Origin of the sequence: Streptomyces sp. NPDC026206, from assembly GCF_040638465.1 — a bacterium.
Classification (GTDB): Bacteria; Actinomycetota; Actinomycetes; order Streptomycetales; family Streptomycetaceae; genus Streptomyces.
Map to the genome: position 1 here is coordinate 18,268 of NZ_JBEZYL010000011.1, position 11,500 is coordinate 29,767.

Annotated in this window: 6 protein-coding genes; 1 reads left to right on the plus strand and 5 read right to left on the minus strand. The window is 72.0% G+C overall.

Going from position 1 to position 11,500, the window contains the following annotated elements:
- Positions 1 to 5: 5 nt before the first annotated feature.
- Positions 6 to 1,550, plus strand: coding sequence for a hypothetical protein (locus AB0F13_RS17210; RefSeq protein WP_362082153.1), 1,545 nt, complete (start codon positions 6 to 8; stop codon positions 1,548 to 1,550).
- Between the two features lie 64 nt (positions 1,551 to 1,614).
- On the opposite strand, the gene AB0F13_RS17215 is transcribed toward AB0F13_RS17210, so the two are convergent.
- From AB0F13_RS17215 to AB0F13_RS17235, 5 genes are all read right to left on the minus strand, one after another.
- Positions 1,615 to 2,373 (minus strand): hypothetical protein, encoded by a 759-nt coding sequence (locus tag AB0F13_RS17215; protein WP_362082156.1) that lies wholly within the window; start codon positions 2,371 to 2,373, stop codon positions 1,615 to 1,617.
- Positions 2,374 to 2,672: 299 nt separating this feature from the next.
- Complete coding sequence (locus AB0F13_RS17220) at positions 2,673 to 4,160, minus strand: amino acid permease (RefSeq protein WP_362082159.1); 1,488 nt, start codon at positions 4,158 to 4,160, stop codon at positions 2,673 to 2,675.
- 661 nt (positions 4,161 to 4,821) lie between these two features.
- Positions 4,822 to 5,949, minus strand: coding sequence for an Ig-like domain-containing protein (locus AB0F13_RS17225; RefSeq protein WP_362082162.1), 1,128 nt, complete (start codon positions 5,947 to 5,949; stop codon positions 4,822 to 4,824).
- Between the two features lie 217 nt (positions 5,950 to 6,166).
- On the minus strand, positions 6,167 to 8,407 hold the full coding sequence (locus AB0F13_RS17230) for an MMPL family transporter (protein WP_362082165.1): 2,241 nt from the start codon (positions 8,405 to 8,407) through the stop codon (positions 6,167 to 6,169).
- Between the two features lie 287 nt (positions 8,408 to 8,694).
- Complete coding sequence (locus AB0F13_RS17235) at positions 8,695 to 11,427, minus strand: AAA family ATPase (protein WP_362082168.1); 2,733 nt, start codon at positions 11,425 to 11,427, stop codon at positions 8,695 to 8,697.
- Positions 11,428 to 11,500 lie beyond the last annotated feature (73 nt).

Genomic DNA, 11,500 nt, shown 5'->3' on the forward strand with positions numbered 1-11,500 from the left:
AGATCATGCCCGTGACTCCAGGACCCGACGAACTGCGCCCCTGGTGGAAGGGGTGGCTGGGGGTCGGCGCGCTCGTCCTCACCGCCGCCCTCGTCGCCGCGGGCGCCCTGTGGCTGGTGCAGCGGGCCGACGATGCCAAGCACTGCGTGCAGGGTGAGGCGGGCCTGGTGTGGACCGGGTCGGGGGCCGAACGCGAGTGCGTCGGCGTGATGAGCGAGAAGCCCTTCACCTTCGATCCGCGGCTGAAGGACATCACCGACAGGATCGCCCAGGAGAACCAGCGGGTCCGCGATCAGTGGGAGAAGCCGGGCGCCGGGAAGAGGCCGGTGCCCTACGTCAAGGTCGCCGTGATGATGCCGATGACCACGAGCGACACCGGCGCCCTGCCCATCGAGGAGATCAAGAGCAGTCTGCAGGGCGCCTACATCGGGCAGTGCCGGGCCAACGTGTGCCCCGCCCTGCCGGACGACTCCCCCGGCGTCCACGGCACGACGCCCCAGATCCAGTTGCTCCTGGCCAGCGAGGGCAGGCACCAGGACCACTGGCGCCCGGTGGTCGAGCAGCTGGACGAGATGACCGGTGGCAGTCATCCGCTGGTGGCCGTGACGGGGCTGGGGATCAGCATCCCCGAGACCCAGGCCGCCGCGGCCGAGCTCAGCAAGCGGAACATCCCGGCGATCGGCGCCGTCCTGACCGCCACCGACCTCGACGCGAAGCACCTGTTCAAGGTCTCGCCGTCCAACCTCGACTACGCCAGGGCGCTCCGGCAGCACCTGGACAAGCTGCCCGCCGACCAGCGCCGCGCCTATCTGGTGTTCGACAGCAGGAACGACAACTTCGTCCAGACCATGCGCAAGGCCTACGACGAGGTGTTCCCCGACTACGTGGACAAGCGGTGGGCCTCGTTCGTCGGGACGACCGGCCACGCGGACCAGGGGCAGCCCGGGCTCTTCTTCAACGCCGTCAACAACATCTGCCAGACCAGGACGGAACTGGTTCTCTACGCCGGCCGGGGCCGCGACCTGCCCGGCTTCATCAAGGCACTGTCCACGCGCGCCCAGTGCGGGCACAACAGGCCGGTCACCATCGCCACGGGCTCGACCGGCTCGGTGCAGCAGGCGCAGAAGGTGGCGGAGCTGCTCAAGCGGAGCGACATCACCATCCTCGAGGCCTCTGCGGCCGACGCCGAGAACTGGATCAAGGGGGTCCACGCGCCGACCGGCTTCAAGCCCTTCTACCAGAGCTTCAAGGACCTCAAGTTCCCCGACACGGTGCTCAGCGACGGGTACGCCGTCATGCATCACGACGCGGTGCTGGTCGCCGTCTGGGCGACGCGCATGGTCACGTCCCAGACGGGCAGGGAGAACCCCGGCGTCGAGGACGTGTACAACCAGATCACCAATCTCCACGACGCGGGCCGGGTCCCCGTCGCCAGTGGCGATCTTAGCTTCGACCACGCCTCGTCCGGGTGGCCGCACAACAAGCCGGTTCCCATGATCCAGCTGCCCCCGGCCGGTGGCAGCCCGGCACCGCCGTACCGGACCCCCTAGCGGCCGCCCCGCCGGGCCCCCGGCCCGCCCCGGCGGACCGGGGCGGGCCGGGCCGGGCCGGTCGTCAGGCGCAGGCCGCCGTGGCACACAGTTCCCACGGGCCCCAGGACAGGGAGCGCTCGCGTTCGGTGATCCGCCAGTAGCGGTCGCGGTTCCACTCCCGGGCCACGAGGTGCAGGCGGCCGTCGGCGAGCTGGGTGAGCGACGCCGGCGCGCCGAGCCCCACGAAGGAGTCGGGTACCTTGCCCAGTCCCCGCACCGCTCCCCAGTCGCCGGAGCCGGGGTCCTGGCTGCGCACCTGCATCGAGTCCGAGGCGCCGGCGCCCGACGCGAAGGCGTGGAGCCTGCCGTCCCGTTCCTTGAACAGGACGATGCCGCCGTGGTACGGGGCGGGGCTGAGCCCGAAGCCCTCGGCCGGGCTCCACTCGCCCCCGTCCGCGTCCTGGGTGGTGCGGCAGAAGCCGCCGTAGGAGGAGAAGAGCACCTCGAGCCGGCCGTCGGCGCTCTCGACGGCGCCGACCTGGTAGAGCTTGGGCCCGACCGGGGTGCCGCTGACGCGTTCCCAGTCGCCGTAGGGGCCGCCGGGCGCGCTCTGCGAGCGGTGCCAGGCGAACGGCAGGTACGAGCCGGGGCCCGGCTCGTCGTAGAACAGCTGGAACTGCTCGACGCGGCCGTCGGCGCGCGGCACCGGCACCACGTCGCCGCCGGCCTTCCCGCGGTGGCCCGGGGCGCTGTCGTCGGTCCCGCACGCGGCGGCGGCCCGGGCGGCGGGGGCGCTCACGGCCGCTCCCGCTCCCCCGCAGGCGAACACCACCGCGATCACGCCGCACAGCATTGCTCGTAACGGTCTTCGGTACACGATCGCCGGACCTCCACAACCGATCGGTTCTGACAGGAGGCCCACATCCTCACGTACCGCGTCCGCACTGACCAGAGCGCGGCGGGGCCGGTGGTGCGGCTGTGGATCCGGCTCGCCGCGGGCCTGCCGGAAGCAGCCGAGGCTGTCGCGCCGGGCCGCCGGCAGCAGCCACGGGCGGGCGTGCGGCGTGGCGCCCGGCAGTACGAAGGCGCCCACCCGGCTGTGCCGGGTGGGCGCCTTCTGGCCTTATGAGGAACACGGGGTTACTTCTGCTCGGCCCCGGCCTGCTGCAGCTCGGCCTCCCGCTTGATGCGGGCGACCCGGCCGCGGACGAGGAACCAGCCGCCGACCAGCGCCGCCACGATCAGCGGCAGGCACAGCACGGTGGTGCGGCTCGCGCCCTCGTCGGCCGCCATCAGGCCGAGCACACCGGCCAGGAAGACCAGGGTGACGATCTGGGTGTACGGGGCCCAGGGCAGCCGGTAGGAGGGGCGGGTGACCCGGCCGTCCTGGGAGCGGCGCCAGAAGAGCAGGGAGCAGACCATGATCATGCCCCAGGTGCCGATGATGCCGATCGCGGCGAAGTTCAGCACGATCTCGAAGGCGTCCGCGGGGACCACGAAGTTCAGGCCGACGCCCAGCACGCAGAAGAAGGCGGTGAGCAGGATGCCGCCGAAGGGCACCTGGCCCTTGTTCATCTTGCCGGTGAAGGCGGGGGCGGAGCCCGACATGGCCATCGAGCGCAGGATGCGGCCGGTGGAGTAGAGGCCGGAGTTCAGGCTGGAGAGCGCCGCGGTGAGCACGACGAGGTTCATCACGCCGGCCGCGTACGGAACGCCGATCTTGGACAGGACGGTGACGAAGGGGCTCTGGTCGCCGGTGAAGCCGGTGTAGGGCAGCAGCAGCGCGAGCAGGATGACCGAGCCGACGTAGAAGAGACCGACACGCCACATGATCGAGTTGATCGCCTTCGGCATGATCTTCTCGGGGTTCTTGGTCTCACCCGCGGCGACGCCGCACAGCTCGACCGAGGCGTAGGCGAAGACGACGCCCTGGACGACGAGCAGCATCGGCATCACGCCGGCCGGGAACACACCGCCGTGGTCGAGGATGTTCGACAGACCCGGGGTGGTGCCGCCGACGTCGTGCTGCGAGACCAGCAGGAAGATGCCGATGACCATGAAGACGACGAGCGCGCCGACCTTGATGATCGCGAACCAGAATTCCATCTCGCCGAAGTACTTCACCGAGATCAGGTTCACGGTGAGGACGACCGCGAGCGCGATCAGCGCGAGCACCCACTGCGGGATGCTGCTGAACATTCCCCAGTAATGGGTGTAGGTGGCGACGGCCGTGATGTCGGCGATGCCGGTCGTGGCCCAGTTCAGGAAGTAGAGCCAGCCGGCGGTGAAGGCGCCCTTCTCCCCCATGAACTCACGGGCGTAGGAGACGAACGCGCCGGAGGAGGGGCGGTACAGGACGAGCTCGCCGAGCGCCCTGACCACGAAGAAGGCGAAGATGCCGCAGACCGCGTAGGCGATGAAGAGGGAGGGGCCCGCGCTGTGCAGGCGTCCACCGGCGCCGAGGAAGAGGCCGGTACCGATCGCTCCACCGATGGCGATCATGTTGACGTGACGGGACTTGAGGTCCTTGCTGTAGCCCGCGTCACCGGCGTCGACGTGCTGGGACGTCGATGCCGGAGCGGAAACGCCGGGCTCGGTGTCGGCCGCAGTAAGGGTGCGGTCACTCATGTAGGTCTTCGCCTTCTTTTGAGGGGGGAGCAGGACCGGGCCTACGTCGATGGTGCGGATGGATCTCCCTGCGCGTACGGCGGACGGTTCACGACATGCGTGAGCGCCACCCGGGACGCGGGGGGATCTTCGACGAGGACCCGGTATCCGGGCTCAGGCTGGCGACGCCTGCTTCCGGGGGTTCGGGAGATGGACCGATGGACCGGCGGCATCCGTATCCCTTGGCTGACCTTGGGGGAGGCCAGGTCCCGAAACCTGGCCGGCCGGGATACGGAGCGAAGTGTGCGGTCAGCCGTGGGCTAAGCGCGGTCGCCTGTCTGACAAGTCCATGCGGTGAATGGTGTGAGGCGCGTAAGGGCGCCGTCAAGAGTTCACAGAGATTTGATGACCTCGTGCGTTCACACTGATCATCGCTGGTCAGGGGCACGGGCGCAGGTGGGGCCTTACCCGGTTCATCCTGCATATGAGGGCCCTGCCCAGTGGTGGCGGGACGGACCGCGCCCGGGGCGCACCCGGGGCGCACCTACGCGGGGTAACCACCCTTTTGACCTTGGGTGACATACGCCACAGCAGCTCCGGATCGCGTCCGGAAGATCCATAAGAGATCGCCGTGCCCGGACGGCCGGACACGGCGACGGGTGCCGGCAGGAGCCGGCGGCGGTCACTTGACGGCGGTGCGCTTCTGCCACTGCTGCCAGGTCTCCTGCCAGACCTCAAGACCGTTGCCGACGTCGGTCTGCTTGGTGCTGGTGGTGCCCTTGACCTCGACGGTGGCGCCGATGGGCAGGAAGTCGTAGATCTTCTTGGCGTCGGCGGTGGTCATACCGAAGCAGCCGTGGCTGTTGTTCTCCACGCCGACCGAGTCGTTCCAGGGTGCGGAGTGCAGGAAGGTGCCGGAGGCGGTCAGGTGGGTGACCCACTTGGAGGGCAGCATCCACTTGTCGCCGTAGCCGATGGTGGCCGAGTCCATGACCTCGTCCGCGTTCTTGCTGCGCACCGTGTGGATGCCGCCGCGGGTGGGGTCCTGCGGGGAGCCCGCGGAGCCCTTGATGTCGCCGACGGGCTTGCCGTTCTCGTACATGGTCAGGGTGTGGGCGGGGACGTCGATGACGGCCTTGCGGTCGGCGCCTATGGAGAAGCCGAAGTCGTAGTTGCGCGCGAACCAGCCGCCCTCGCCGGAGTCGATCCCCGACAGGTTGCCGTTGACGGAGACCTTGGTCCCGGAGGGCCACGGATCCTTGGGCCGCCAGTCGATGCGGTCCTGGCCCGACCAGTCCTTCACCCATCCCCAGGCGCCCTCCACCTTGGGCTGGGTGGTGACCTTCAGGGCCTTCTCTATCTCGGCGCGCTTGCCCGCGTCGACCGCGTGGTCGAAGAGGACCGACACCGGCATGCCGGTGCCGACGGTCTGTCCGTTGCCGGGCGTGTTGGTGAGCTTGTTGACCTTCGGCGCCGGCCGGGTGGTGAAGGTGGACGTCGAGGAGGACTTCCTGCCCTTGCCGTCCTTGCCGCCCTTCGCCGTGGTGCGCACGGTGTAGGTGGTCTTCGGCCCGACCTTGCCGTCGGAGGTCCAGGACGAACCGTCACCGGCCAGCTGCCCGGTGACCTTCTGCCCCTTGTCGTCCTTGACCTCGACCTCGGTGAGCCGCCCCTCGTCGGCCTTCACCGATATCGGCGAGCCGAGCGCGGCCTCCTTGCCGGCGGCCGGGCTGACGGTGACCCGGGCTTCGGGCCCTGCGTCGGAGCTCCCGGAGCCGCCCGAACAGGCGGTCAGGACGAAGGAACCCATGAGGGCTGGTGCCAACAAAACGGAGCGACGGCCCGCGAGGTGCACGTGAGTCGACCTTTCTTGCAGTGACAGAGCGACGCGGCGGGTCACGGCGTTGCGGCTCGTACGTCCGGCGGCACCCCCACCACACCCCTACAGATGATCTGGGTGCTTTTACGGTTGCACGCGGAAAGAAACATTTGTACGGCGAAAGCCCCTTGGGGTGTTTCAGGGCCGCTCAGGCGCGCTGACGGCGCCCTGCGGGCCACCAGTTGGCGCGGCCGGCCAGCGACATGATCGCGGGCACGAGCAGGGCGCGCACCAGGGTGCAGTCCAGGGCTACGGCGACCGCGAGGCCGAAGCCGATGAGCTGGAGAAGGATGAGGTCACAGACGGCGAGGGAGGCCATGACGACGGCGAAGACCAGCGCGGCGGAGGTGAACAGCCGTCCGGTGCGCTGCAGACCGACGGCGACCGCGAGCGCGGTGGGGGTGCCCCGGCGGTGCTCCTCGAGAATGCGGGAGAGGAGAAAGACCTCGTAGTCCATGGAGAGGCCGAAGGCCGTGCAGAACATCACGGCAGGGATGATCACGTCGGTGGTGGCGGGGCCGTTCATGGGCCCGAGCAGCGCCTCCAGGCGGCCTTGCTGGAAGACGGCGACGATGATTCCGAACGTCGCCGCCAGGCTCAGCGCGTTGAGCAGGACGGCCTTGACGGGCACCAGCAGGCTGCGGGTGTACGCGAACATCAGGGCGAGCGTGGCGACCACGGTGAGCAGCATGGCCAGGGGCAGCCGGTCGCTGAGGGCCTTCTCCGTGTCGGTCAGCCGGGCACCCGGGCCGCCGACCAGGGCCGCGGCGGGGGCGGGCTCCTCACGCAGGCGCTCCGTCAGCAGGCGGCCGTCCGGGGACAGCGGGGAGTCCGTGGTGGGGGTGACGCTCAGCCAGGTCCCGGCCGGCCCGGTGAAACCGGCCGCCCAGGGACCGGCGGCGGCGGTGCGCCGTCCGTCGCGGTAGACGCCCGTGGCCGTCCGCACCTGCCGCACGCCCGGCAGCCTCGACAGGCGCTCGGCGTAGGTGTGCACGCCGGAGGCCGCCACGGGCAGCGGATTGGGGCCGCGCAGTGCGGCGGGCACCACGGCGGGTGGCGGGGGCGCGACGTGGACGTCGGGCAGGACGACAGTGGCCGCGCTGCCGCTCTCCACGGCGAAGTCGGTGCGCAGGCGCTGCGAGGCCTGGGCCACCGGCGAGGAGGCCGGCAGGATGCGGTCGTCGTACATGCCGAACCGTGCGCCGGCTCCCGGTGCGGCCAGCAGGCCGAGCAGCAGCAGGGTGCCGAGGGTGACGAGCACGGGCCGCCGCGTCACCCACACCGCCAGGCGGTACCAGCGGCCCTCGGCCACCGGCCGGGCCGCGCCGGCGCGCCAGCGGGCGAAGAGGTCAAAGGAGTTGACGCGGCCGCCCAGCAGCATCAGCAGGGCAGGCAGGACCAGCAGCGCCCCCGCGGCCGAGCACACGGCGACGGCCGCTCCGCCGAGGGCCAGGGAGCGGGTCAGTGTCAGGGGGAAGACCATCAGTGTGCCCAGCACCGCCGCGATGGTCGTCGCGGAGAACGCCACGGCCCGCCCGGCGGTGCGCACCGTGCGCTCGACCGCCTTGACGGGCGGCGCGCCGCCGGCGAGTTCCTCGCGGTAACGGCTGACCATCAGCAGGCAGTAGTCGACGGCGAGTCCGAAGCCGAGCGCCGTGGCGATGTTCAGCACGAAGACCGAGACCGTCATCGTCTCGCTGAGCAGTCGCAGCAGTGCGGTGGTGGTGACGACGGCGAAGGCGCCCACCGCCACGGGCAGGAGCGCGGCCACGAGACTGCCGAAGACCCACAGCAGGATCAGCAGGACCAGCGGGGCGACGACGATCTCGGCGATCATCGCGCCGTCGGTGCTCAGGCGTTCCATCTCCGAGAACAGGGCGGCCTCGCCGGCGACCGACACCTTCAGCGGGCCGCTCCGCCCGGCCTCGCGCGCGGCGACGGCCTTGCCGGCGGCCAGGACGTCCCGCTCGCTGCCGGTGAAGCGCACGGCGATCAGGGCGCTGTGCCGGTCGCGGCTGCGCAGTTCCGGCGTCCGTTGCGGCCAGTAGCCGTGGACCCAGGCGGCGTGCGGATCGGCGGCGAGCCGGCTGGTCAGGTCCTTACCGGCGCGCACCGCGCGGGGGGAGTCGACCGGCTCCCGCGCCGTGGCGAGCAGCAGCAGATGCGGCTGCCCGGCGCCGAAGCGGGCCGCCAGGAAGGCGTCGGCGCGGGTGGACTGCGCGTCGGCGGGGGTCCAGCCGCCGGGAGCCAGCCGCTCGCCCACCCCGTACCCGCCCACGGCGGCGGCCAGGGCCACCAGGCACAGCAGGAGGAGCGAAGCGACGGCGCGGCGGGACGTTCCGTAGGCCGCTCTCGCCCAGAACCTTCGGCGGGGCTGATGGAGGAGCATCACATGGGCGTCCTTCGCAGGGTCGGGCCGGGGCCGCGGGCACTCATAGAATAGGAATACGGGTCGGATTGCCAGCATTTAGCACTATTCACGGCGCGGCGGTCGCGGAATCCCTACTGGATGGCCCTGTCGAGGCAAACGAATGAACGTTCGTAACGACGAGCGGAGCACCGCCAACGCCGACGACGCCAAGTCCTCGTTCGGCGGCGACCCGCTGGGACACATCGCCGAGGAGATCGCGGTCCTTTCCGCCGGACCGCCGTCGCGCAGGCCCGGGTGCGGTGCCGTCAGTCGCGCTCGTCGGCGAAGCGGCGCGCGAGTTCGGTGCGCGAGCGCAGGCCCAGTTTGCGGTAGACGTGGGTCAGGTGCATCTCCACCGTCTTGGTGCTCAGGAACAGGGCGGCCGCCGCCTCCCTGTTGGTGGCTCCGCTGGAGACGGCCAGCGCGACCTGCATCTCCTGCGGGGTGAGCGGCTGCGCCGACCGCGCCGCCGGGGGCAGGTGCTTGACACCGGTGGCGCGCAATTCGGCCAGTGCCCGCGCGGACCACAGCCGGGCGCCCATGGCGTCCAGGCTCGCGTGCGCCGCGCGCAGCCGGGCGCGGGCCGCGGAGAGGCTGCCCTGCCGGCGCAGCCGCTGCCCCCATGACAGCTGGGTGCGGGCCGCCTCCAGCCGGAGGCCGACGTCCGTGTAGCCGTTCACCGCGCGGGCGAACAGCTCCCCGGCCTCGTCGGGGTCGGCCGTCGTCAGGGCCCGCAGCCGGGCCAGCCCTGCGGCCTGGCCCGGCAGTCCGGCCGCGATGTCCCCGGCGAGGGTCCGCTCCAGCGCCCCGGCCAGGCGGTGCGGCAGGCGGTGCCCGCCGCGGGCGTGCGCTTCGGCGACGTCCATCGCTCCCGGCCAGGTCAGCAGCAGGGCGGCGGAGCACTTGCCGAAGTAGCCGACGTCCGCTGTGTGGGCGAGGGCGGCGGCCGTGTGGCCGAGGGCGAACTCCAGCTCCGCGAGGGCCTCGTCGATGTACCGGGCGGAGGTGGTGCCCAGTTGCTCGCCCAGCTGCCGGGCCTCGGCGGCACTGTGCCGGCAGTCGGCCTCCTCGCCCCGGGCGGCCCGCACGTACGCCAGGACCGCCGTACCGCGGTAGTGCCACAGCGGATTGCCGGTCTCCCGGCCCAGCCGGGCCGACTCGGTGGCCGCGGCGTACGCGGCGTCCAGCTGCCCCGAGCGCACCTCCGCGACCGCGGCGATGTGCAGGGCGTAGGGCAGCAGGCCCAGTTCGGCGTCCGCACGCAGTCCGTCCACCAGCGGGTCGAGGATCCGTTTGGCGGCCGTCGGGAATCCGGCGCGTACGAGTTCGTGGGCGGCGTGCACGGCGTGCTGGCCGCCCAGGCCCTGCCCGCGCATCAGCTCCGGGGTGCCGACCGCCTCACCGATCAGCCGCGCGCCCAGGGCCGGGTCGCCGCCGGCCAGGACGCTCACACCTGCCAGCAGCTGGGCCAGACCGGTCAGCGCCCTGTCGGCGGAGCCCCAGCCGACTGCGGCGATGGCGAGTTCGGCGGCCGCGTCGAAGTCGTTGCCGACGTAGGCGGCGAGCACGGCGTCGAGCTGGCGCCGCACCGCCACCTCCACCGCGCCGGTGCGGTGGCGTGCCGCCGAGTCCGCGAGGCGGCGCAGGGCACGCCCCGGGTGCCCGAGGAAGAGCTCGATGCCGCCGAGGACGTACTGCGCCTCCGCGGCCCAGACGCCGTCCAGCTCGTCGGCCGTCGCCTCGGCCACGAGGTCGTGGGCGCGGTGGAACTGTCCGGCGAACCAGGCGGCGGCCGCCGCCTGGAAGCGGCAGCGGGCGTAGCGGCCCCGCTCGGCGGCGAGTTCGGCGGCGCGTTCGTAGCTCGCCGATGCGACCTGGTAGGCGCGCTTGTCGCGCATGCGGTCGGCCATCCGCTCCAGTTCGGCCGCGACCTCCTCGTCCCGGCCGACCACCGACGCGGACAGGTGCCAGGCCCTGCGGTCGGTGTGCTCGGGGCCGGTCAGGGCCCGGGCCAGGGCGCGGTGGGCGGTACGCAGCTGCGCCGGGGTGGACACCTCGACGACGGCGGAACGGATCAGCGGGTGGGCGAACACGATCCGGCGCGACGCGACCGTCACCAGGCCGTCGTCGTCCAGGTCGCTCACCGCGTCGGCGGGCAGGCCCAGCTCGCGGGCCGCGTCGGTGACGGTGCCCACGTCGGTGTCGGTCAGGGCCGCGAGCAGCAGCGCGGTGCGCCGGTCGGCGGCGACGGCGGACAGCCGGGGGGCGAACAGCGCCGTCGTGGCCCTGCCGACCGGCAGCGGCAGCGGCAGCGCGGCCCGGCCGGTCAGGTGCTCGGGCCGGAGCAGGCGGGCGAGCTCGATGAGGGCCAGCGGATTGCCGCCGGTGTCACGGACCAGCCGGTCGGCGACCTCGGTGGCGACGGTGCCCCGGTGGGCCGTGAGGAGTTCGGTGGCGGCGGCCGCGTCGAGCCCGGTGAGTTCGAGTGTCTCCCACCGCGGGGGCGGCACGCGCGTGCCGATGATGACGGCGATGCCCTCGCGGTCGAGCCTGCGGGCGGCGAAGAGCACCGCCTCCGCCGACGCCTCGTCCATCCAGTGGAAGTCGTCGAGCGCCAGCAGCATCGGCTGTCGCTCGGCCGCCGCGGTCAGCAGGCCGAGGGTGGCGGCGGCGACGGCGAAGCGGTCGCCGCCCACCGCCGGGCCCAGCGCCAGCGCGCCTCTGAGAGCGGCGGCCTGTACCGGCGGCAACCGGCCGATGCCGCTCTCCCATGGGCGCAGCAGCGCGGAGAGCCCCGCGAAGGGCAGGCCCTGCTCGGTCTCCGGTGCCTTGACCTGACGCACTTGCAGCCCGGCCGCGGCGCTGACGGCGTAGTCCACCAACGCGGTCTTGCCGACCCCCGGTTCGCCGCCCAGCACCAGCACTCCGCTGCGCAGCCGGCGGGCCTCGTCGAGCAGACGGGTCAGCCGTTCGCACTCGGTCTTCCTCCCCCACAGCACCCCACCGAGGCTAACCGAGACGGCGGCCCGGCAGGAAGGAAATGGGCAACCGGTGCGATAGGGAACCAGTGTG